Below are 21,636 nucleotides of genomic sequence, written 5' to 3' on the forward strand. Positions count from 1 at the left end.
CGTGCGCTTTCGTCTGACCCCCAGGGAGACGAGCTTCTACGACATGTTCGCCGCGTCCGCGGACAACATCGTCACCGGCTCGAAACTCCTGATGGAACTGCTCGGGGCGGACGCGTCTGCCCGGGCCGAGATCGCAGAGCGTATGCGGGCCGCGGAACACGCGGGTGACGACGCCACGCACGCGATCTTCCACCAGCTGAACTCCTCGTTCATCACGCCGTTCGACCGCGAGGACATCTACGCCCTCGCCGGTTCCCTGGACGACATCATGGACTTCATGGAGGAAGCCGTCGACCTGGTCGTCCTCTACAACGTCGAGGAACTCCCCAAGGGCGTCGAGCAGCAGATCGAGGTCCTGGCGCGGGCGGCCGAGCTGACGGCGGAGGCCATGCCGAACCTCCGCACGATGGACAACCTCACCGAGTACTGGATCGAGGTCAACCGGCTGGAGAACCAGGCCGACCAGATCCACCGCAAGCTGCTCGCCCACCTCTTCAACGGCAAGTACGACGCGATCGAGGTGCTGAAGCTCAAGCAGATCGTGGACGTCCTGGAAGAGGCGGCGGACGCGTTCGAGCACGTGGCGAACACGGTGGAGACCATCGCCGTCAAGGAGTCCTGAGGCGTCGATGGACACCTTCGCCCTGATCGCGACCGTCGCGGTCGCGCTCTTCTTCACGTACACGAACGGCTTCCACGACTCCGCGAACGCGATCGCGACGTCGGTGTCGACGCGGGCGCTGACCCCGCGGGCGGCCCTCGCCATGGCCGCCGTCATGAACCTCGCCGGCGCCTTCCTGGGCTCCGGCGTCGCCAAGACCGTCAGCGAGGGCCTGATCGAGACGCCCAAGGGCTCCACGGGGATGGGCATCCTCTTCGCGGCCCTGGTCGGCGCCATCGTCTGGAACCTGATCACCTGGTACTTCGGCCTGCCGTCCTCGTCCTCCCACGCCCTGTTCGGCGGCCTGGTGGGCGCGGCCCTCGCGGGCGGCACGGAGGTCCTGTGGAACGGCGTCGTCGACAAGGTCATCATCCCGATGTTCCTGTCGCCGGTCGTCGGCCTGATCATCGGCTACCTGGTCATGACCGCGATCATGTGGCTGTTCCGCCGCTCCAACCCGCACAAGGCCAAGCGCGGCTTCCGTATCGCCCAGACCGTCTCGGCCGCGGGCATGGCGCTCGGCCACGGTCTCCAGGACGCCCAGAAGACGATGGGTGTCGTGGTGATGGCGCTGGTGATTTCCGGCCACGAGACGTACGGCGACCCGATCCCGGTGTGGGTGAAGATCGTCTGCGCGGTCATGCTGTCGCTGGGCACGTACGCGGGTGGCTGGCGCATCATGCGGACCCTCGGCCGCAAGATCATCGAACTCGATCCACCGCAGGGTTTCGCGGCGGAGACGACCGGCGCGGCGATCATGTTCACCACGGCGTTCATCTTCAAGGCACCGATCTCGACGACCCACGTCATCACCTCGGCGATCATGGGCGTCGGCGCGACGAAGCGCGTCAACGCCGTCCGCTGGGGCGTGGCCAAGAACATCGTCCTGGGCTGGTTCATCACGATGCCGGCAGCCGCGCTGGTCGCCGCGCTGGCCTTCGGGGTGATCAAATTGGTCGCCCTCTGACCCCCCTTCACGCCCCCTCTCGTCCACCCTCCCGGCCGACCGGGAGGGTGGACGTGCATCCAGCCCCCTTCCCCGCGCCCCCACCCCCGCGAAACCCTGAGCCCCCGCCCCGGGGGGATCCCGCGTCCGGACGGGCCGGGTCATCGCCCCCTGCCCCGCCTCCCGGGGAGCGGGGAACCGCGCCGGAGGTGAACGCGACGGGCCCGCCCCCGGGAGCCAGGGGCGGGCCCTTTTGCATCCTCGCGGTGGCACCGCCATGCAGCACCGCGAGGGGTCCGAAACCGCCCCGGCCCAGCCGGAACGGCAGCGTCCGTCAGCCGAAGCGGCCGGAGATGTAGTCCTCCGTGGCCTGGACGGACGGGTTCGAGAAGATCCGCTCGGTGTCGTCGATCTCGATCAGGCGCCCCGGCTGGCCCACCGCGGCCAGGTTGAAGAACGCCGTACGGTCCGACACACGCGCCGCCTGCTGCATGTTGTGCGTCACGATGACGATCGTGAACCGCTCCTTCAGCTCACCGATCAGGTCCTCGATGGCGAGCGTGGAGATCGGGTCCAGGGCCGAGCACGGCTCGTCCATGAGCAGGACCTTCGGCTCGACCGCGATCGCCCGGGCTATGCACAGACGCTGCTGCTGACCACCCGAGAGGCCGGAGCCCGGCTTGTTCAGACGGTCCTTGACCTCGTTCCAGAGGTTCGCGCCCTTGAGCGACTTCTCGACGATGTCGCTCAGCTCGCCCTTGCGGTAGTTGCCGTTCAGCCGCAGGCCCGCCGCCACGTTGTCGAAGATCGACATCGTGGGGAACGGGTTCGGGCGCTGGAAGACCATGCCCACCTCGCGGCGGACGGACACCGGGTCGACACCGGTGCCGTAGAGGTCCTCGTCGTCCAGCATCACCTTGCCCTCGACGCGGCCGCCGGGGGTGACCTCGTGCATACGGTTCAACGTGCGCAGGAACGTCGACTTGCCGCAGCCGGAGGGGCCGATGAACGCCGTCACCGAGCGCGGCTCGACGGTCATCGAGATGTCTTCGATCGCCTTGTGGGAGCCGTAGTAGGCGGTGAGTCCGCTTACGTCGATTCGCTTGGCCATGTCTACTTCACTTCCAGAAAATCAAGCTCGGTCGCTGAGGGGGCCGCCGCGCGGCCATAGCCGCTGATCGATGCTCAGCGACCGGTCTTGGGGGCCTTCCAGCGGGCGATCCCGCGAGCCACCAGGTTGAGGATCATCACGAAGGCGATCAGCGTGAGCGACGCCGCCCACGCGCGGTCGTACGCCGCACCCGAGCCCGCGCTGTTGGCGAACTGCTGGTAGATGTACAGCGGCAGCGAGGCCTGCGCGCCCTCGAAGGGGTTGTTGTTGATGAACGGGTTGCCGAACACCAGCAGCAGCACCGGCGCGGTCTCACCGGCGATACGCGCGACCGCCAGCATGATGCCGGTGGTGATACCGCCGATCGAGGTAGGCAGGACCACCTTCAGGATGGTCCGCCACTTCGGCACACCGAGTGCCAGGGAGGCCTCGCGCAGCTCGTTCGGGACGAGCTTGAGCATCTCCTCGGTGGAGCGGACGACCACCGGCATCATCAGGATGGCCAGGGCCAGCGACCCAGCGAAGCCGAACGGCTGCATCTCGAAGATGAGCATCAGGCTGAGGATGAACAGACCCGCGACGATCGACGGGATGCCCGTCATCACGTCGACGAAGAACGTGACGGCCTTGGCGAGCCGGCCGCGGCCGTACTCGACCAGGTAGATCGCGGTGAGCACGCCGATCGGGGCGCCGATGAGGGTGGCGAGGCCGACCTGCTCCAGGCTGCCGATGATGGCGTGGTAGATGCCGCCACCGGGCTCGGTGTCGGCGACGATGCCCATCGAGTGGGTCAGGAAGTGGATGTCGAGGACCTTCACGCCGCGCGCGACGGTCACCCAGATCAGGGAGACCAGCGGGATCACGGCGAGCAGGAAGGCGACCCAGACGAGGCTGGTCGCGACGCGGTCCTTGGCCTGGCGGCGGCCCTCGACGCGGGCGGCGATGCCGTACGTGCCCAGGACGAACAGGAGGGCGGCGATCAGAGCCCACTGGATCTTGCTGTCCAGGCCGGCGGCCGCGCTGATGCCGAGGCCCAGGGCGACGGAACCCGCGGCGATCGCCCACGGCGTCCACTTGGGCAGGCTGGCGGCGCGCAGGGTGCTGGGGCGCTTGTCGGTGACGACTGCGGTGCTCATGCGTTGGCCCCCGAGTACTCCGCGCGACGGGCGATGATCAGCCGGGCCGCGCCGTTGACCACCAGGGTGATGACGAACAGGACGAGACCGGAGGCGATGAGCGCGTCACGTCCGAACTCGTCCGCCTCGCTGAACTTGCTGGCGATGTTCTGGGCGAAGGTGCCGCCGCCGGGGTTGAGCAGGCTGGCCTGGATGTCGAAGGACGGGGAGAGGACGGTGGCCACGGCCATCGTCTCGCCGAGCGCGCGGCCGAGGCCGAGCATGGAGGCGGAGATCACGCCGGAGCGGCCGAACGGCAGCACGGACATGCGGATGACCTCCCAGCGCGTGGCGCCGAGGGCCAGGGCCGCCTCCTCGTGCATCTGCGGGACCTGGCGGAAGACCTCGCGGCTCACGTTGGTGATGATCGGCAGGATCATGATCGCGAGCAGGATGCCGACGGTCAGCATCGAGCGAGGCGCGCCCTCCTCCCAGGAGAAGAGCCCGGTCCAGCCGAAGAAGTCGTTGAGCCAGCCGAAGAGGCCGTTCATGTGCGGCACGAGGACGAGCGCGCCCCAGAGGCCGTACACGATGGACGGCACGGCGGCGAGCAGGTCGATCACGTAGGCGACCGGGCCGGACATGCGGCGCGGTGCGTAGTGCGTGATGAACAGCGCGATCGCGACCGCGACCGGGACCGCGATGGCCATGGCGACGACCGAGGAGACGATCGTGCCGAAGGCCAGCACCGCGATGCCGAAGGTCGGCGGCTGGACGTTGGTGTTCCACTCGAAGGTGGTCAGGAAGTTGCCGTGGTCCTTGCCGATGGCGATGGCTGCGCGGTAGGTGAGGAAGCCCGCGATCGCGGCCATGATCACCAGCAGCAGGATGCCCGAGCCGCGGGACAGGCCGAGGAAGATGCGGTCACCGGGGCGGGTCGCGCCGCGGGCGTCGCGCTTCCGCTCGGCCACCTTGTGCTGGGGAGGAGGAGCGTCTGTTGTCGTCGATATGTCCATCGGGATCTCCGGTCTGCGGAGCCGTACACCCGTGAGGGGGTCCGGCTCGTGGCGGCGGTGCACCGGACGGTGCGGCCCGGTGTCGTGGAGAAACCGGGCCGCACTTACGGATCAGGTCAGCTCAGGCCGTCGATGGTCGTGCGGACCTTGGCGATGATCTCGTCGGGCACGGGCGCGTAGCCGATGCTCGGGAGGATCTTCTGGCCGTCCTCGCTGGCGATGTAGCGCAGGAAGGCCTTGGTGGCGGGCAGGGTGTCCGCCTTGTTGCCCTTGTCGCAGACGATCTCGTAGGTGACCAGGGTGATCGGGTAGGCGCCCTCGGCCTTGGTCTTGTAGTCCAGCTTCAGGGACAGGTCCTTGCCGGTGCCGACGACCTTCGCGGCGGCGATGTCGGCGGTGGCGCTCTCGGAGCTGGGGGCGACCGGCTTGCTGGCACCGGTGTCGATGGACACGGCCTTGATGCCGTCCTTGACGTAGGACAGCTCGAAGTAGCCGATGGCGCCGGACGTCTGCTTCACCTGCTGGGCCACACCCGCGGACTGCGGAGCGGACTGGCCGCCCTTGGCCTGCCAGGCCTTGCCGCCCTCGTACTTCCAGTTGTCCGGGGTGGTGGCGATCAGGTACTTGGTGAAGTTGTCCGTGGTGCCGGACTCGTCCGAGCGGTGGAAGGCCTGGATCTTCAGGTCGGGAAGCTTCACGCCCTTGTTCAGCGCGGCGATCGCCGGGTCGTTCCACTTGGTGATCTTGCTGTCGAAGATCTTGGCGACCGTCGGGGCGTCCAGGACCAGGTTGTCGACACCCGGGACGTTGTAACCGATGGCGATCGGGCCGCCGACCATGGGCAGGTCGATGCCCTGGCCGCCCTTGCAGATCTTCTTGGAGGTGGCGACCTCTTCGGGCTTCAGCGCCGAGTCGGAACCGGCGAAGGCGACCTGGCCCTGCGTGAACGCGGTGACACCGGCGCCGGAGCCGCCACCCTTGTAGTTGATCTGCACCTTGCAGGCCTGGGAGAACTGCTTGACCCAGGCGTCGATCGCGTTCTTCTGCGCGGAGGAGCCGTCTGCGAGCAGCTGACCCTTGGCGTCGTCACACTTGATCGAGCCGGCGGCGGCCGTGGACGGGTTGCCCGAGGCCGTGCCGCCGTCGCCGTTGTCGTCGGAGCCGCACGCCGTCAGGGCCAGGGCGCCGGAGACGGCGACAGCACCGAGGGAGAGGGCGCGCAGCCGGTTCTTGCGCTGAAGCTTCACTTTCAGGGGTTCCTTCCAGGAGCCGCCGCTGTCGGCGGCGCGCGAGGGTTGGTGCGAGAGCGTGTCTGCGACCGCACTCAGCACCGGGTAAGGCCGAAATTAGGCAGAACAGGTGAAGCCGCCGATGGCCAGAAGTAAACGGAGGGTGAACCCCTGCCGTCGGCCTGGTTAGGTCACGGAATGCTTACGGGGAGGGCACACGCAGGTTCCGACGACGGGGTCTCCATGGCCTCCATCAGCCCCCTCCACGCGGGCGGATCCGGCGTTCATCACCCGATCGGGGGAACCCCGCGGTGCGGGCCGTCGTCTCGTTCCAGGAGAGCCGAGGAAAGGCGACGGACATGGAACGGCGTACGTTCATCTCGGGCGGCGCGGCCGCCCTGGCGACGACCGCACTGGCCGCGTGCAGTGCGGGCGGGGACTCCTCCGCGACGGCGCACACCGGTACGCCGTCGCGTTCATCCTCTCTTGCCAACCTGAAGACCACCAGCGCAGGCGCCGCCGCGAACTGGGCGGCCCTCGCCCGTGACCTGGACGGCACCCTGGTGCGGCCCGGCGACGCCTCCTGGAAGACGGCCCACCAGCTGTACAACACCCGCTTCGACGGCCTGAAGCCGGCCGCCGTGGCCTACGTCCAGCACGCCGCCGACATCCGTACGACCCTGGCGTACGCGCACGCGCACCGCATCAAGGTGTCGATACGCAACGGCGGCCACTCCTACGCGGGCTACTCCTCCGGCAACGACCGGCTGATCGTCGACGTGTCCAGGCTGAACCGGATCCGGGTCGGTGGCGGCCAGGCCGTCGTCGGCGCCGGCGCCAAGCTGATCGACGTCTACCGCGGGCTGGCCGCGAAGGGCGTGACGATACCCGCGGGCTCCTGCCCCACCGTCGGCGTCTCCGGGCTGGTGCTCGGCGGCGGCCACGGCGTCGCCTCCCGCGCCTACGGCCTGACCTGCGACAGCCTCACCCAGGCCACCCTGATCACGGCGGACGGCACCCAGGTCACCGCGGACGCCACGCACCACTCCGACCTCTTCTGGGCGCTGCGCGGCGCCGGCAACGGCAACTTCGGCGTCGTCACCGAGCTGCACTTCAAGACCCACACCGCACCGCAGGCCGTGACCGCCTACATGACGTGGCCCTGGTCCAAGGCCGCCAAGGTGCTCAAGGCCTGGCAGGACTGGGGCCCGAACCAGCCCGACGAGATCTGGTCCTCCCTGCACCTGTCCTGCTCCCCCGGCCGCACCCCGAGCATCTCCGTGTCCTGCTTCTCCCTCGGCACCTACGGCGAGTTGCAGAACGCCGTGGACCGCCTGGCCCACATGGCCGGCGCGAACGCCGCCTCCGTCTCGCTGCGCCGCCGTGGTTACGAGGAGGCGATGGAGATCTACGCCGGCTGCTCCTCCTTCTCCACCGACGCCCAGTGCCATCTGCCCGGCTCCACCCCGGGCCGCTCACCGCAGGGCGAGCTGGGCCGCGAGACGTACGCGGCCCGCTCCGACTTCTTCGACCGTTCGCTGTCCGCGGCCGGCATCCAGACCGTCCTGAAGCAGATCGCGGCGGTGCGCGGCGGCGGGGGCAGCATCGCGTTCACCGCGCTCGGCGGCGCGGTCAACCGGGTCTCCCCGACCGCGACCGCGTTCGTGCACCGCCGCTCCCGGATGCTGACCCAGTACATCGCCTCCTGGGGCGCGGGCGGCTCCGGCGGCACCGCCCAGTCCTGGCTGACCACGGCCCACGACGCGATGAGGCCGTACGCCTCCGGGGCCGCCTACCAGAACTACACCGACCCGACGCTGAAGGACTGGAAGAAGGCGTACTACGGGGACGCGGCGGCCCGGCTGGCCAAGGTGAAGAAGAGTTACGACCCACAGCGCTTCTTCTCCAGCGCGCAGGGGCTGTAGGCGGCACGCGGGGGCAGTAGGCGGCGCGCAGCGACTGCCGGCGGCACGCAGGAGCTGCGGCGACGGGACACGGTCCGCGGGGGGGCGGGGCTGTCGGCAGTGGTGGAGCACGCCGGCCACGGCGGCCTCGGGGGCGAGGCCCACCGTGGCGGAGGACTCGCTCATGCGGCGGAGCGTGCGGTCACGCCGCCAGGTCGCGCTCCTCGGTCTCCACCGGCTTGCGGGCGCCGGGCAGCAGGGCGTCGCGGCCGCTGCCGGCGGCCGGCCGGCGGCGGACGAGCCGGCCCGCCCGGGGCGAACGCTCCACGGCCCGCATCAGCGGGGTGAGCAGGGCCATGGCCGGCGGGGACAGCAGCAGGACGACCGCCGTACCGAGGGCGAAGCCGCCGACGACGTCCGTCGGGTAGTGCACGCCCATGTAGACCCGGCAGAAGCCCTCCAGCAGGGCCAGGCCGATGCCCGCGAGCCCGAAGCGCCGGTTGGCGACGAAGAGTCCCACACCGAGCGCCATCGTGATCGTCGCGTGGTCGCTGACGAAGGAGAAGTCGGACTTGCCGTCGACGAGGACGTCCAGGCCCTGGTGGTCCACGAAGGGGCGGGGCCGCTCCACGAAACCGCGTATCGGCACGTTCACCAGCACCGCGAGGCCGGCCGCGAGCGGGGCCCAGACCAGCGCGGCCACCGAGGGCGCCGCGTCCTCGCCGCCCCGGCGCCGCACGGACCACCAGCACCACAGGACCAGCAGCACCATCGCGAGCAACAGGCCGTACTCGCCGACGAATTCCATGACCCGGTCGAACCAGCCGGGGGCGTCCTTGGCCAGGCCGTTGATGTCGTAGAGCAGGTCGACGTCGGGGTTCGATCCGGATTCGGCGAGTACAGCCATGGTGCTGCGGCCCCTTCGTCGTTCGTCCGGACGCACCGGGTGTGCGTCGCTCCTGCCCCCCGTGGTACGTAGATCCGCTTCCGCTGCACTGCCGTACTGACGTCCGCTCGGCTACGTCAACAGGAACGCACGGACACCATCAATACGTTCCACTCTCCACTGAATGATCACGCAGACGTTATCGAAGAGAGACTCATCTTTGCAGCTCAGGGCCTGACTTCACGCTCGGTTCACACGGTCGTGGGGAGTGCTTTCGCGCCATCCTCGGTCACCCGGGTGGCGCCGAAGTAGTCGGGGGTGTCGACCGGGTCGAAACGGATCACGGCACCGGTGCGCGGGGCGTCGATCATGTACCCGCCGCCGACGTAGATGCCCACGTGCCGGATGGCCCGCGAATCGGTGTGGTCGTCCGAGAAGAACACCAGGTCACCCGGGAGCAGCTGGTCCCGCGAGGGGTGCGGGCCCGCGTTGTACTGGTCGTTGGCGACCCGGGGCAGGGTGATGCCGACCTTCTCGTACGCGGCCTTGGTCAGACCCGAGCAGTCGAAGCGGCCGCCCTGGTCGGCCGTGCCGTTGCCGCCCCACAGGTAAGGGGTGCCGAGCCGGCTCTGCGCGAAGGCGATGGCGCCGGCGGCCTGCCGGGTGGGGTCGATCCTGGTGACCGGCGCGGCGAAGCTCTTCTCCAGACTGCGGATCCGCTGGACGTAGTTCTGCGTCTCGCTGATGGCCGGAACCCCGCCCGCCCTGATGACCCGGTAGGCGCCGGCGTTGTAGGCGGCGAGCATGTTGTCGGAGACGTTGCCCGGCACGTCCTTCACGTACTTCGCCAACTCGCAGTCGTACGAGGCGGCCGACGGGATCGCGTCGTCCGGGTCCCAGATGTCGCGCTTGCCGTCACCGTCGCCGTCGATGCCGTGCGTCGCCCAGGTGCTGGGGATGAACTGGGCGATGCCGCGGGCGTCGGCCGGGCTGACGACGGTCGGGTTCCAGCCGCTCTCCTGGTACAGCTGGGCGGCGAGCAGCGCGGGGCTGAGCGCCGGGCACAGATCGCCCCACTGCTGCACGAGCGACTTGTAGGCGGCCGGCACGGCCCCCTTGGCGAGCCCCCGGCTCCCCGTCGTCACCCCGTTCACCAGATTCCCGGCCACGATGTAGACGCCGACGACGAGCACCATGACGAAGCTCAACCCGGTGCCCACGAGGGCGCCACCGACGATCCAGGCCTTACGCACCGTCAACCGCCCCTCGCCGTCGGCCAGTCCATCGCGAGCAGTCTAAAAGCGGACGCGTCACGGCACGAGAACATCGGCCAAGCCCCATGGTCCTCTGCCGGGCCCCCACATCGGCACGCGCAACACCGGACCGTACCGAGACGGACGCCGAGGGCGGCAAAGGCGACTCGATGTCGTGGGAAGAGTGGAACCGGCTCGTGGCCGACGCGACGAGGAGCGGTCGAAAAGACGGGCACCTGCAAGAGCGGCAGGCCACTCATCCGGCAGGTGTCTGCGTGAGGCGCATCCTCCACCACACGACGCGTCAGGAAGCCCCCGTGGCCTCCCGGTACAGGTCCGCCGCCGCTTCTCCCAGCACCACGCTGTAGGAGACGTCGGCCGTGGCGCCGCCCTTCTCGTGGCCGCCGAGGACGCCGACGACCTGGTGGTCGCCGTTGACCCAGGGGCTGCCGCTGGTGCCGCTGGTGAAGTCGGGGCAGGCGATGCGCTGCTGCGTACCGCTCTGGAGGGCCGGCCGGTTGGTGCAGGCGACGGGCGTCTCGCGGGAGTCCGGGTAGCCGGTGACGGTCACCGCGGCCGCACCGGTGACCGTCCCGGTCGCGAACCGGTTGGCCCCGACCACGTCCTCCAGCCGCCTGCCGTCCCGCTCGGCGACGACGGCGAAGGCGAGGTCGCTGTCCTCGTCCTGGTCCTCCGCCCACCCGTCGGACAGGAACCGCCGCGTCACCTCCCACATCCCGTACGGCGCCCGGCCGTCCCGGTACCCCGGCGCGAACACCACGTCCCCGTTGTCGGCGTCCACACAGTGCGCCGCGGTGACGATGAGATCGCCCCGCGGACTGTGCACCACCGACGCGGTGCAGAAGTGGCCGCCGGACGCTCCCCCCGCCCCGTCCGCCGCGAACAGCGCACCGACGCGGTCACCGGGCGGGGCGCCGACGACGACGCGGGTGCCGGCGGCATCGGCCGTGCCCGCCCTGCCGGAGGTGCCGGCGGTGGCGCCGTGGGGGCGCCGCCCCTCGTCGGCCGTGGCCACGGAGACCGAGGTCAGCGCGAGCAGCGCAACGGCGCCGAGCAGCGCGGGCCGTGAGGTCGGCGAGATGCGTGGGGTGCGCTTCATCACGCCCCATCTCTTTCCCGCCAACCTGAGAAACGCGCCTCGGTTCAGCTGAGATTTTTCTGTGAACCCCGGCCGGCCGTCACCGCGGCGCGGCCGCGAGCTTCCACCCCACGCCCGTCAGTTCCTCGGACAGCGTCCACAGCCGCCGGGCCGCCACCGGATCGCTCGCCGCCGCGCTGCGGCCGACCAGCGTCGGGGCGCCCCGCATCTCGGCCGGGCCGTCGGGGCCGACGTAGGCCGCACCGGGCAGGTCCTGGGTCGCCGCGTACAGGGTGGGCAGGGCGCCGGCCTTGTCGTCCTGGGCGAGGAACCTGTTGCCGACCGCCATGAGAGCCCGGGCCAAGGGGTTCGCGGTGTGGCTCTGGAGGTTGGTCGCCGCGTAACCGGGGTGGGCCGCGAGAGCGCGTACGCCCGACCCGGCCTCGGTCAGCCGGCGCTGCAGCTCCAGGGTGAACAGGAGGTTGGCCAGCTTGGACTGGGCGTAGGCGCGGGTGGGGCCGTAGCCGCCGCGCAGGTTCACGTCGTCGAAGTGGATCACCTTGCCGCCCATGCGGTGCGCGCCGGAGGACACGGTCACCACCCGGTCGGTCACATGGGGCAGCAGCAGGTTGGTCAGCGCGAAGTGCCCGAGGTGGTTGGTGCCGAACTGCATCTCGAAGCCCTGCGCGGTGCGTTGCTCCGGCAGCATCATCACGCCGGCGTTGTTGATCAGCAGGTCCAGCGGGCGGTCCCAGCCGGCGGCGAACTCGCGCACCGAGTCGAGGTCGGCCAGGTCCAGCCGGCGCACCTCGGTGCTGCCGCTCACCCGCGCCGCGGCGGCGCCGCCCCGGGCGAGGTCCCGTACGGCGAACACCACGTGCGCCCCGGCGCCGGCCAGCGCCCGGGCGGCGGCGAGGCCGATGCCGCTGTTGGCACCGGTGACCACGGCCGTACGGCCGGTCAGATCAGGGAGGTGGGTCGCGTTCCATGTGCGCGCACCGCGCGCTTCGCTCTTGTCAGCCATACCCTCAATGTAGGCAACGACAACAATGCTGTCAACGACAACAATGCTGGCGTCGCCAACAAAGCTGCCGATGTCAACATCGAGTTACGATGGTCCGCATGCCCACAAGCCGCCCCTACCACCACGGAGACCTGCGCGCCGCCCTGCTGCGGAGCGCCGAACGCACCCTGCGTGAGAAGGGGGCCGGCGCACTCTCGCTGCGCGAACTGGCCCGGGACATCGGCGTGAGCCATGCCGCTCCGGGCCGCCACTTCAAGGACAAGCAGGCCCTGCTGGACGCCCTGGCGCTCGACGGGTACGAGCGCATGAACCAGGCCCTGGCCACCGCCGCCGACCGCCCGGACCAGACCTTCCAGGAGCGGGTGACCGCCCTCGCGCGCGCCTACCTCGGCTTCGCCGTCGACAACCCCGAGCTCCTGGAGCTGATGTTCGCGCGCAAGCACGACCCGGACAGCTCCGCCCAGCTCGCGTCGGCCGTCGACCGCTCCCTCGGCTCCTTCACCCGCATGATCGCGGACGGCCAGGAGCGCGGCGAGATCGTCCAAGGCGACCCCGAGCGCATCACCACCGTCGCCGCCGCGAGCCTGCACGGCCTGGCCGCCCTCATCGCCGGCTGCGCACTCGACGCCCAGGAGACCCTGGCCGGCCTGGACGAACACGTCCACCTGCTGCTGCACGGCCTGCGCCCGCGCTGACCCGCACCGCCCGGCGCCGGCCGGCCCGCCCCCGGCGGCACCGGCCTCGCCCCGCCTCACCGTCCGCCGCCCCTGCGCACCCGTGAGAACATCGACGCGACGCCTCACCCGACCGGCCGTCAGAAACCGTGCCAGGTCGTAGAGGAGGACAACGACAGAACCACACGACAGGTTCCGGTCGGACCTCATTGCCCGGCGTGACCTGCCGTGATACACAGAGTGACCATACGTGCTATTCGTACGAAACCCGCCAGTCAATGACGTCAAGTCGACATACGTTGGCGACGTTGTCGGCGACAATGAGGCCTGACCTCTGCACACCGCAGGGGCACTCACGGAACTACCCACCAGGGGCGGTGACTTACATGCTCTTTGCGGCCGACAAGGGAGACATCAACACCATCATCGGCGGGATCGCTCCGGACTGGGGCCCCTTCGGCAGCCTGGGCAACGAGGCCAAGGTGATGATCGAGGTGGTCATGGCCGTGGCCATCCTCCTCTGCCTCGGCATCGCGGTATGGGGCGCGGCGAAGCAGCGCATCGGCGCCACGGCCCTCCGGGACACCTTCAGCGCGGAACAGGGCAAGGGCCTGATCATCGCCGGCCTCACCGGGGTCTTCATCATCGGCTCCCTCGGCACACTGTTCACCATCGTGTACGGCATGGCGGTGTAGCCCCACCCCTTCCGGGTACGCCCGGTCGCGGCTGTCCCCTCCACCCCACCCACCCGTCGTGCCCACCGGCTGAGGTTGCGTTTCCCTGATGTCGAGTCACCACACCGCGCCCGCGCGGGAACCAGCACGGCTACCGTCGTATGTCTACGAGGTGGAGGGGGCGTACGCGGCATGAGTCCCGGAGACGAGCAGGGCTACAGCGACTACGCGGAGACGGGCCACACCCGCACCCGCCTCCCGGACACCGACCCCTACGGCGGCGCCCCCCGCCGCCCCAACCGCTCCTCCTCCAGAAGCCTGGTGACGGTGGTCGGCGTAGTAGTCCTCCTCATCGCGGCCATCGCCTTGGCCAATCGGGGGGACGACTCGCCCGCCGACGGGGCGCCGACGAAGGACGACCAGCCGAGAGCCGCGACCACCGCGGCGAGCGGAAGCAAACCGGTGGAGACAAAGTCCGGCAACATCCCAACAGGCTTCCCCCACACGGACCAAGGAGCCCAGAGCGCGGCGGCGAACTACGCGGTGGCGCTGGGATCGGCCGACATGTTCAACACCGCCTGGCGGCACCAGATCGTGGGCACGGTCTACACCCCGGATGCGGCCACTGCCAAGCAGTCGGCCATGGACAGCGCCTACTCCAATGAGAAGTTCCTGGCCAACATCGGCCTGGCCAAGAACGGCGCGGCCCCTACCGGCCAGACGTTCGTCTCCCGGGTCGTCCCCGTCGGCACCAAAGTCACCGCGTCGGGAGCGGACAGCACAACGGTCGAGGTCTGGTACACCTCGCTGTTCGGCCTCTCCGGTGAGGCCTCCAAAAATCCGGTGACCGAGAGCTGGTACACCACGACGTACACGCTGAAGTGGGTCGAGGGTGACTGGAAGATCGCCGACTTCCAGCAGAAGGACGGTCCGGTCCCTGTAGGTCGTGACCAGACGGCCTCCACCGCTGACGACATGACGAAGGCCGTCGAGGAGTACGGAGGGTTCACGTATGCGCGCTAACCACCGCGTACTCAGGATCACGGCTGTCCTAGGCGCCGCGCAAACGATCCCGTTCCTGTTGACGGCTCGCGCTTTTGCCGCGCCTACTCCTTCTCCCAGTAAGAGCAGCGATCCCTGTGCGCTGATTCGCGATGCAGCCAAGGAGTTCTGCGAGAAGGACAATGGTTCCAAGGGGTCCTCCGGCTCGCCCAATGCCCCCCTCACCGACACCCTCGACCCCCTCGCCTCGCTGGCGAAGGGGTGTGCCGACGCCGCGTCCTGGACCGTCGGCAAGCTCAGTGACGCCGTGAAGGAGACCGCCACCGTCGACTTCACCAATCAGGCCTTTTTGAAGCAGTACGCCATCGTCTTCGCCGCCTCCACCATCCTCACCCTCCTCCTGTGGCTGCTCGCCGTCGCCAAGCGAGCCGTGCGCGGCGTACCGCTCACCACCGCCATCTCCGAAGCCGTCGGCTTCCTCTGGCTCACCGTGCTCGCCTCCGCCTTCACCCCGCTGATCCTGTACACCGTCGTATCGGCGACGGACGGAGTGACGGACGTCCTGGCGAAGGCCACCGGCGACCAGGCCGACACGTTCTTCGGCACCTTCTCCGGCGCCCTGAACAAGGGCACCGACATCGGCGGCGGCCCCATCATGCTGATCGTCGTCTCCCTGGTCAGCATCCTCGCCGCCGGCGTCCTGTGGCTGGAACTCGTCATCAGGGCCGCGCTCCTCTACGTCGGCGCCCTCCTCGGCACCGTCGTCTACGCGGGCCTCGTCGACAAGAACCTGTGGGGCCACGTACGCCGCTGGGCCGGCATCATGATCGCCGTCATCCTCGTCAAGCCCGTCATCGTCATCGTCCTCGGACTCGCCGGCGCGCTCTCCGGTGACAACGGCCCCGACGCCTTCTCCGCCGTCGTCTCCGGCCTCGCCATCATCCTGCTCGCCATCTTCGCCAGCGCGATGATCTACCGCTTCGTCCCCGGATTCGGCGACGAGATCGCCAGCGGCCGCAACAACCGCATCATGCAGGGCGCCGAGGGCAAGGCCGCCGCCGTCATCAGCTCCCCCGCCACCCTCGTCGCCCAGGGCATCAAGACCCACAGCACCCGCGCCGACAGCAACGGAGGCGGCCAGGGCGGCAGCACACCGCGCCCCGCCAACCCGGCCTCCGGCGGCGTCGCCGCCCACAGCAGCCGCACCCCCGCCGGGGGCGTCGGCGGAGCCGTCCCCTCCGCCACGCCCGCACCCCGCGCGTCCAGCCCGGTCAACACCCCGCACGCCAGCAACGCCCGCAACAACCGCTCGGGAGGTGAAGGGCGTTGACGACCGAGTCCCACCTGTCCCATCCGGTCACGCCCCGCCGTACGTATCTCATCGGCCGCGCCCGGCCGAACGCGATCGTCGGCCGGAACCGCGAGTCCGGCGAGATCGCCCTGATCATCGCCGGCGCGTTCCTCGGCATGATGTGCGGCCTGCTCGTACCCGTCCTGTCGCTGCGGATCGTGCTGCTGACAGGCTTCCCGCTGCTCGCGCTCGCCGCGGTCTACGTGCCGTACAAGCGCCGCACCTTCTACAAGTGGTTCGAGATCAACCGCAGCTTCAAGCGGACCCTCAAGAACGGCGCCGTCTACCGGTCCGGCGCCGTGGAGGCGGGCACCCGGCTCGACGGGCGGGAGATCGAGGTCGGGCCGCCGCCCGGCATCGGCCGGATCAGCTGGCTCGCCGCGCCCTTCGGGCCCGACGAGATCGCCGTCCTCCTGCACGCCGACCGCAAGACGGTCACGGCCGCCATCGAGATCGAGGGCCCCGGCGTCGGCCTGCGCGACTCCGAGGACCAGGAGGCCCTGGTCGACCGCTTCGGCACCCTGCTCAAGCACGTCGCCAACGGCGACGGGTTCGTCACCCGGCTCCAGATGCTCGCCCGGACCCTGCCCGCCGACCCGGACGCGCACGCCAAGGACGTCGCCCTGCGCGGCGACGACCGCTCCCTGGACTGGCTCCAGCAGTCGTACGACCAGCTCCAGTCCATGGTGTCCACCAGCAGCGAGCAGCACCGCGCCTACCTCGTCGCCTGCATGCACTACAACCGCGAACTGGCCGCGGAGGCCCACGCCATGGCCCGTGCCGCCCGCGCCCACGGCGGCAAGGTCGACCGGGACGCCGGGCTCGCCGTCGTCATGGCCCGTGAGCTGACCGACATCTGCTCGCGGCTCCAGGAGGCCGACATCCGGGTACGGCAGCCGCTCGGTCAGGGACGGCTGGCCTCCCTCATCCACTCCATGTACGACCCCGACCACCCCATCGACCACATCCAGGCGATGACCCAGCGCAACGCCTGGCCGGCCGAGCTGGACGCCATGGAGCCCACCTACCTCCAGGCCAAGACCCGGGAGTCGACCACCCGCGCGCCCTGGTGCCACGCCACCGCCTGGGTGAAGGAGTGGCCCATGACCCCGGTCGGCGTGAACTTCCTCGCCCCGCTCCTCGTCCATACCCCGGACGTCATCCGCACGGTCGCGGTCACGATGGACCTCGAGCCCACCGAGGTCGCCATCGAGCGGATGCTGACCGAGAAGACCAACGACGAGGCCGAGGCGTCCCGCGCCGCCAAGATGAACCGGACGGTCGACCCCCGGGACATCGCCGCGCACAACCGCCTCGACCAGCGGGGCGAGGACCTCGCCAGCGGCGCCGCCGGCGTCAACCTCGTCGGCTACATCACCGTCTCCTCCCGCACCCCGGACGCCCTCGCCCGCGACAAGCGGACGATAAGAGCCTCCGCGGGAAAGTCGTACCTCAAGCTGGAGTGGTGCGACCGAGAGCACCACCGCGCCTTCGTGAACACACTTCCCTTCGCCACCGGCATCCGAAGGTAGGGGCTGATTCACCGATGCGGGATCCGCTGTCCGTCCTCACCGAGGCCTTCACCTCCTTCCTCTTCGGGAAGGTCGAGACGACCCGGCTGCCGGTACGCACCTCCACGGGCCAGGCCCAGGCCGTCTACCTGCCCACGGCCGCGCCCGGCCTCGGTGACTCCGGCGTCATCATCGGCCGCGAGGTGTACTCCGGAAAGGGCTACATCTACGACCCCTTCCAGCTCTACGGCCAGCAACTCCCGGCCCCCCACTGGCTGGTCCTCGGTGAGTCCGGCAACGGCAAGTCGGCGCTGGAGAAGACGTACGTCCTGCGCCAGCTGCGGTTCAAGGACCGTCAGGTCGTCGTCCTGGACGCGCAGGGCGAGGACGGGGTGGGCGAGTGGAACCTCATCGCGCAGGAGCTGGGGATAACTCCTATCCGGCTGGACCCGACGGCGGCGCTGGACCACGGGATCCGGCTCAACCCGCTGGACCCGGCGATCACCACCACCGGCCAGCTCGCGCTGCTGCGGACCATCATCGAGGTCGCGATGGGCCACGGCCTGGACGAACGCTCCGGCTTCGCCCTGAAGGTCGCGCACTCGTACGTCAACGAGACCATCGTCGACCGCCAGCCCGTCCTGACCGACATCGTCGACCAGCTGCGGCACCCCGAGCCGGAGTCGGCCGAGTCGATGAACGTCGCCATAGACGACGTACGGGCCTGGGGCCTGGACGTCGCCCTGGTCCTCGACCGGCTCGTCGACGGTGACCTGCGCGGCATGTTCGACGGCCCGACGACGGTCGGCATCGACCTCGACGCGCCCCTCATCGTCTTCGACCTGTCCCACATCGACCGCAACTCCATCGCCATGCCCATCCTCATGGCGATCGTCGGCGTGTGGCTGGAGCACACCTGGATCCGCCCCGACCGGAAGAAGCGCATCTTCCTGGTCGAGGAGGCCTGGCACATCATCAACAGCCCTTTCGTGGCCCAGCTTTTCCAGCGGCTGCTGAAATTCGGGCGCCGGCTGGGCCTGTCCTTCGTGGCGGTCGTCCACCACCTGTCCGACGTGGTCGACGGGGCCGCGGCGAAGGAGGCGGCGGCCATCCTGAAGATGGCGTCGACCAGGACGATCTACGCCCAGAAGGCGGACGAGGCCAGGGCGACGGGCCGGGTCCTCGGCCTGCCCCGGTGGGCCGTGGAGATCATCCCGACGCTCACCCCGGGCATCGCCGTCTGGGACGTCAACGGCAACGTCCAGGTGGTCAAACACCTGATCACGGAGACGGAACGGCCACTGGTCTTCACCGACCGCGCGATGACCGAGTCGTCCAGCGACCTGACGCCCGACGACGCCCTGCGCGCCGCCGAGCTGGAGGCCGAGCAGCGGGCCGCGGCCTTCGTGGAACAGCACCTGGGCGACTCCGAGTCGACGGTGGCGTAAGGGGAGTGCAGGGTGAGACCGGACGATCGCCGTGACAGCAGCCGGCAGGGCCAGGGCGGCATCCCCGACGGCCTGCTGATCGGCCTGCTCGCCTTCCTGCTCGGCATGACCGTCCTGGTGTGGACGGCCACGGGCCTCGCCGCCTGGTTCGCCCGGGGCGCCTGGCCCGGCGGCGTCACCTTCACCCGCACCCCCCTGGCCATGCGCCATCTCATCGGCCGGCCGCACGACATCGCCGGCGCCTGGCCGGACACCCCGCCGGCCGGGCTGTCCGGCTGGGGTCTGTTCTGGGGTCTGTTCATCGGCCAGCTGATGGTCCTCTTCGTCCTCACGATGTTCGTGATGGGCACGGTGGCACGCTGGCGGTCCGGAAGGGCCCGGCGGCCCTCCGGCGACACCGCGAAGCGGCACGACGACACCCCGGAGCGGCACGGCGACACTGCGGAGCGGCACACACCCCCGGAGCCCCGCCACGACGCGCCTGCGGCCCCCTACGGCGCGCCCACGCACCGCCGCGACCAGGCCACACCCGCACCCCGCCACGCCGTGCCCGAGCCCCGCCACGAGACGCCCGAGCCCACGTCCCCGCCGCCCAGCTACGACGTGCCCGCGCCCCGGACCGACGTGCCCGCGCCCCGCACCGAGCCGGAGCCCCTGTCACCGCGGCCCGTCAGGGCAACGGTCGCGCACGAACCCGCCGTCGGCCTCCCGGCGGACGGTGGACGTGCGGGTGGGTGGGAGACCGGCCGTGGTGACGGCCCGGTGCTCTACGCGCCGCCCGCGGCCCGCCGGACGACGGCGGTCCAGGCCATCCGGGACGCGTCGGGCCCCGCGCTCGTGGTGACGTCGAACCCGGACCTGTGGGCGGAGACGAAGGATGCCAAGACCAAACTGGGTCCCACCCTCCTCTACGATCCCGCGCACCTCTGCGACACCCCGGCCCGGCTCCACTGGTCCCCCACCGCCGGCTGCGCGGACAGACAGACGGCCCTGCACAGGGCGACGGCCCTGATCACCCCCGTACGGCCCACCGCCAAGATCGACCAGGCGGTGGCGGACACAGCGATCACCCTCCTGCGCAGCTACCTCCACGCCGCCGCGCTGGAGAACCGCACCATCCGGCACGTCCACCGCTGGGCCCAGGGCACGCAGGTGCAGGACGCCGTCCGCACCCTGCGTACGCACACCAAGGCCGCACCCGGCGCCGCCGGCGAACTGGAGGCCGCCCTCACCGGGCATCCCGAACGCCGGGACATCGCCCAGGAACTGACGAGCAGGGCGCTGTCGGCGCTCTTCACGGTGAACATCCGCGAGTCCTGCACACCGAACCGAACTGATGCACTGGCCTTGGATTCTTTCGTCCACGAAGGGGGCACGCTTTATGTGGTCGGTGAATCCATCGAGGACCCGAGGAGTAATCCAGGTGCGATGCCCCTCCTGACGGCCCTCGTCTCCAGCGTGGTCGAGCGCGGCCGGCGCATGGCCGAACGGTCATCCTCCGGTCGGCTCGACCCACCACTCACCCTGGTCCTGGACGACATCGCGGCCGTGGCCCCGTTCCCCGAGCTGCCGGACCTGCTCGCCACGGGGGCGGATCAGGGCCTGCCCACGCTCGCCCTGCTCCGCTCCCGCGAACAGGCCCGCTCCCGCTGGCCGCACCAGGAGCTGCCGGTCTAGGACCGCCGCTCGAGAACGAATTCCAGCTCGGTCTCCGCCTCGTTCTTCGAGAACGACACGACCAGTCCGCTCGGCGCGAAGCCCACCTTGCGGTAGGCGCCCTGGGCGCGCGCGTTCTCCGTGTGGACGAACAGCCGCACCCGCTCGGCGTGCTGCTCCCACGCCCACTCCACGCCGGCGTCGAACAGCGTCTTGATCAGTCCGTTGCCCCGGTGCTCGGGCCGCACGAAGACGCCGACGACGTGCCCCTGCCGCCGGTCGACCGGGTTCCCGGCCCAGTCCTTCGTACCGGGTTCCTCGAGGAGCACGGTGATGGTGCCGGCCCAGGTTCCGTCCGGCGCCTCGGCGATGAACTGGCGGGCGGCCGTGGAGCCTTCTCCGGAGCCGATCGCCCGGTCCTGCCAGAACGCGTCCGCCCGGGCCGCGGCCTCCTCGTACGTCTCCAGGAAGGCGAGGTGTGCCACCGGGTCGCGCAGGGCGTCGAGACGCAGCTGCCGTACCGCGGCCCACTCGTCGGGGCGTATCACTCGGACGATGTAGTCATCGCTGGTGGGGGTGCTCATGCAGTCACGGTAGCCACGCGCCGCGGCTCTCTCACCCGAAATTCGACGACGAGCTGGAGTACGGCAGTGAGAACTGGCAGTACGTCGCGGAACTGACCCGCCGGGACGGCGAGCCCCTGGTCCACAAGAGCTACGCCGACTCCTTTGAGGAAACGGACCTGGAGTCGGTGCTGGCCGAGCTGAAGGTGGGCCGGCTCCTCGTGTCGGGCGCGCAGACGGACGTCTGCATCCGTTCGACCCTGCACGGCGCCGTCGTCCGTGGGTACGACGCCACGCTGGTGGCCGACGCGCACACCACGGAGGACATGACCAAGTACGGTGCACCCGCTCCCGAGCAGGTGATCGCCCACACCAATCTGTACTGGAAGTACCACAGCGCGCCCGGTCGCCAGGGCGGAACCGTGGACACCGCAGAGGTCACGTTCTGGCCCGGAAAGCGGTAGGTGCCGAGCCGGAAAGCTGTAGGTACTGAGCAGGAAAGCACGTACTGCC

Annotated in this window: 20 protein-coding genes; 11 read left to right on the forward strand and 9 right to left on the reverse strand. The window is 70.0% G+C overall.

What is annotated here, in order from left to right:
* Window position 1 precedes the first annotated feature (1 nt).
* Complete coding sequence (locus JK361_RS33885; protein ID WP_030744448.1) at window positions 2–622, forward strand: DUF47 domain-containing protein; 621 nt, start codon at window positions 2–4, stop codon at window positions 620–622.
* A 7-nt stretch (window positions 623–629) separates the two neighbouring features.
* Window positions 630–1,628, forward strand: a complete 999-nt coding sequence (locus JK361_RS33890) for an inorganic phosphate transporter (protein ID WP_201825724.1) — start codon at window positions 630–632, stop codon at window positions 1,626–1,628.
* A gap of 313 nt (window positions 1,629–1,941) precedes the next feature.
* Here JK361_RS33890 and pstB read toward each other — a convergent pair whose 3' ends face one another.
* The 4 genes from pstB to pstS form a co-directional block, all read right to left on the reverse strand.
* A complete protein-coding gene (gene pstB, locus JK361_RS33895) occupies window positions 1,942–2,718 on the reverse strand; it encodes a phosphate ABC transporter ATP-binding protein PstB (protein WP_201825726.1) in 777 nt (258 codons plus the stop codon).
* A gap of 74 nt (window positions 2,719–2,792) precedes the next feature.
* Window positions 2,793–3,854 carry a phosphate ABC transporter permease PstA gene (gene pstA / locus JK361_RS33900; RefSeq protein WP_201825728.1) on the reverse strand — a complete coding sequence of 354 codons (1,062 nt, stop codon included), beginning with the start codon at window positions 3,852–3,854 and terminating at the stop codon, window positions 2,793–2,795.
* Window positions 3,851–4,849, reverse strand: a complete 999-nt coding sequence (pstC, locus tag JK361_RS33905; RefSeq protein WP_201825729.1) for a phosphate ABC transporter permease subunit PstC — start codon at window positions 4,847–4,849, stop codon at window positions 3,851–3,853. Before pstC ends, pstA begins: the two co-directional genes overlap by 4 nt.
* Before the next feature lie 116 nt (window positions 4,850–4,965).
* Window positions 4,966–6,096: a phosphate ABC transporter substrate-binding protein PstS gene (pstS, locus tag JK361_RS33910; RefSeq protein WP_201825731.1), complete on the reverse strand. Its 1,131-nt coding sequence runs from the start codon at window positions 6,094–6,096 to the stop codon at window positions 4,966–4,968.
* 341 nt (window positions 6,097–6,437) lie between these two features.
* Between pstS and JK361_RS33915 the strand changes: the two genes are divergently transcribed.
* On the forward strand, window positions 6,438–8,003 hold the full coding sequence (locus tag JK361_RS33915) for an FAD-binding oxidoreductase (RefSeq protein ID WP_201825733.1): 1,566 nt from the start codon (window positions 6,438–6,440) through the stop codon (window positions 8,001–8,003).
* A gap of 181 nt (window positions 8,004–8,184) precedes the next feature.
* Here JK361_RS33915 and JK361_RS33920 read toward each other — a convergent pair whose 3' ends face one another.
* The 4 genes from JK361_RS33920 to JK361_RS33935 form a co-directional block, all read right to left on the reverse strand.
* Window positions 8,185–8,889, reverse strand: coding sequence for a phosphatase PAP2 family protein (locus tag JK361_RS33920; protein WP_201825735.1), 705 nt, complete (start codon window positions 8,887–8,889; stop codon window positions 8,185–8,187).
* Between the two features lie 230 nt (window positions 8,890–9,119).
* Window positions 9,120–10,127 (reverse strand): C40 family peptidase, encoded by a 1,008-nt coding sequence (locus tag JK361_RS33925; protein ID WP_201825737.1) that lies wholly within the window; start codon window positions 10,125–10,127, stop codon window positions 9,120–9,122.
* A gap of 298 nt (window positions 10,128–10,425) precedes the next feature.
* Window positions 10,426–11,241 (reverse strand): trypsin-like serine peptidase, encoded by an 816-nt coding sequence (locus JK361_RS33930; RefSeq protein ID WP_201825739.1) that lies wholly within the window; start codon window positions 11,239–11,241, stop codon window positions 10,426–10,428.
* A gap of 79 nt (window positions 11,242–11,320) precedes the next feature.
* Window positions 11,321–12,244 (reverse strand): oxidoreductase, encoded by a 924-nt coding sequence (locus JK361_RS33935; RefSeq protein ID WP_201825741.1) that lies wholly within the window; start codon window positions 12,242–12,244, stop codon window positions 11,321–11,323.
* An 89-nt stretch (window positions 12,245–12,333) separates the two neighbouring features.
* Between JK361_RS33935 and JK361_RS33940 the strand changes: the two genes are divergently transcribed.
* From JK361_RS33940 to JK361_RS33970, 7 genes are all read left to right on the forward strand, one after another.
* Window positions 12,334–12,939, forward strand: coding sequence for a TetR/AcrR family transcriptional regulator (locus JK361_RS33940; protein ID WP_201825743.1), 606 nt, complete (start codon window positions 12,334–12,336; stop codon window positions 12,937–12,939).
* A gap of 365 nt (window positions 12,940–13,304) precedes the next feature.
* The gene (locus JK361_RS33945; protein ID WP_014673544.1) at window positions 13,305–13,613 is read left to right on the forward strand and encodes a DUF8827 family protein; all 309 of its coding nucleotides are present in this window, start codon (window positions 13,305–13,307) and stop codon (window positions 13,611–13,613) included.
* 171 nt (window positions 13,614–13,784) lie between these two features.
* Complete coding sequence (locus tag JK361_RS33950; RefSeq protein WP_201825745.1) at window positions 13,785–14,615, forward strand: hypothetical protein; 831 nt, start codon at window positions 13,785–13,787, stop codon at window positions 14,613–14,615.
* Window positions 14,605–15,924, forward strand: a complete 1,320-nt coding sequence (locus tag JK361_RS33955; RefSeq protein ID WP_201825747.1) for a hypothetical protein — start codon at window positions 14,605–14,607, stop codon at window positions 15,922–15,924. Before JK361_RS33950 ends, JK361_RS33955 begins: the two co-directional genes overlap by 11 nt.
* A complete protein-coding gene (locus tag JK361_RS33960; protein ID WP_201825749.1) occupies window positions 15,921–17,477 on the forward strand; it encodes an SCO6880 family protein in 1,557 nt (518 codons plus the stop codon). The genes JK361_RS33955 and JK361_RS33960 overlap by 4 nt, the downstream gene beginning before the upstream one ends.
* Window positions 17,478–17,491: 14 nt before the next feature.
* The gene (locus JK361_RS33965; protein ID WP_201825751.1) at window positions 17,492–18,904 is read left to right on the forward strand and encodes an ATP-binding protein; all 1,413 of its coding nucleotides are present in this window, start codon (window positions 17,492–17,494) and stop codon (window positions 18,902–18,904) included.
* A 12-nt stretch (window positions 18,905–18,916) separates the two neighbouring features.
* Complete coding sequence (locus JK361_RS33970; protein ID WP_201825753.1) at window positions 18,917–20,581, forward strand: type IV secretory system conjugative DNA transfer family protein; 1,665 nt, start codon at window positions 18,917–18,919, stop codon at window positions 20,579–20,581.
* Here JK361_RS33970 and JK361_RS33975 read toward each other — a convergent pair.
* Entirely contained in the window at window positions 20,578–21,144 is a 567-nt protein-coding gene (locus JK361_RS33975) for a GNAT family N-acetyltransferase (RefSeq protein ID WP_201825755.1), read from the reverse strand. The two genes, JK361_RS33970 and JK361_RS33975, sit on opposite strands and share 4 nt — an antisense overlap.
* On the opposite strand from JK361_RS33975, the gene JK361_RS33980 reads away from it, so the two are divergent.
* On the forward strand, window positions 21,039–21,587 hold the full coding sequence (locus tag JK361_RS33980; protein ID WP_201825757.1) for an isochorismatase family protein: 549 nt from the start codon (window positions 21,039–21,041) through the stop codon (window positions 21,585–21,587). The two genes, JK361_RS33975 and JK361_RS33980, sit on opposite strands and share 106 nt — an antisense overlap.
* The last annotated feature ends 49 nt before the right edge of the window (window positions 21,588–21,636 follow it).

Source organism: Streptomyces musisoli (assembly GCF_016741855.1).
GTDB lineage: Bacteria > Actinomycetota > Actinomycetes > Streptomycetales > Streptomycetaceae > Streptomyces > Streptomyces musisoli.

Excerpts from the sequence above, each read along its gene's own strand:
- JK361_RS33940 (WP_201825743.1), top strand. The coding sequence starts at position 12,334 with ATGGTCCGCATGCCCACAAGCCGCCCCTACCACCACGGAGACCTGCGC.
- pstA (WP_201825728.1), bottom strand. The coding sequence starts at position 3,854 with ATGAGCACCGCAGTCGTCACCGACAAGCGCCCCAGCACCCTGCGCGCC.
- JK361_RS33945 (WP_014673544.1), top strand. The coding sequence starts at position 13,305 with ATGCTCTTTGCGGCCGACAAGGGAGACATCAACACCATCATCGGCGGG.
- JK361_RS33955 (WP_201825747.1), top strand. The coding sequence starts at position 14,605 with ATGCGCGCTAACCACCGCGTACTCAGGATCACGGCTGTCCTAGGCGCC.
- JK361_RS33920 (WP_201825735.1), bottom strand. The coding sequence starts at position 8,889 with ATGGCTGTACTCGCCGAATCCGGATCGAACCCCGACGTCGACCTGCTC.
- JK361_RS33915 (WP_201825733.1), top strand. The coding sequence starts at position 6,438 with ATGGAACGGCGTACGTTCATCTCGGGCGGCGCGGCCGCCCTGGCGACG.
- JK361_RS33975 (WP_201825755.1), bottom strand. The coding sequence starts at position 21,144 with ATGAGCACCCCCACCAGCGATGACTACATCGTCCGAGTGATACGCCCC.
- JK361_RS33935 (WP_201825741.1), bottom strand. The coding sequence starts at position 12,244 with ATGGCTGACAAGAGCGAAGCGCGCGGTGCGCGCACATGGAACGCGACC.
- JK361_RS33890 (WP_201825724.1), top strand. The coding sequence starts at position 630 with ATGGACACCTTCGCCCTGATCGCGACCGTCGCGGTCGCGCTCTTCTTC.
- JK361_RS33965 (WP_201825751.1), top strand. The coding sequence starts at position 17,492 with ATGCGGGATCCGCTGTCCGTCCTCACCGAGGCCTTCACCTCCTTCCTC.
- JK361_RS33950 (WP_201825745.1), top strand. The coding sequence starts at position 13,785 with ATGAGTCCCGGAGACGAGCAGGGCTACAGCGACTACGCGGAGACGGGC.
- JK361_RS33930 (WP_201825739.1), bottom strand. The coding sequence starts at position 11,241 with ATGAAGCGCACCCCACGCATCTCGCCGACCTCACGGCCCGCGCTGCTC.
- pstB (WP_201825726.1), bottom strand. The coding sequence starts at position 2,718 with ATGGCCAAGCGAATCGACGTAAGCGGACTCACCGCCTACTACGGCTCC.
- pstC (WP_201825729.1), bottom strand. The coding sequence starts at position 4,849 with ATGGACATATCGACGACAACAGACGCTCCTCCTCCCCAGCACAAGGTG.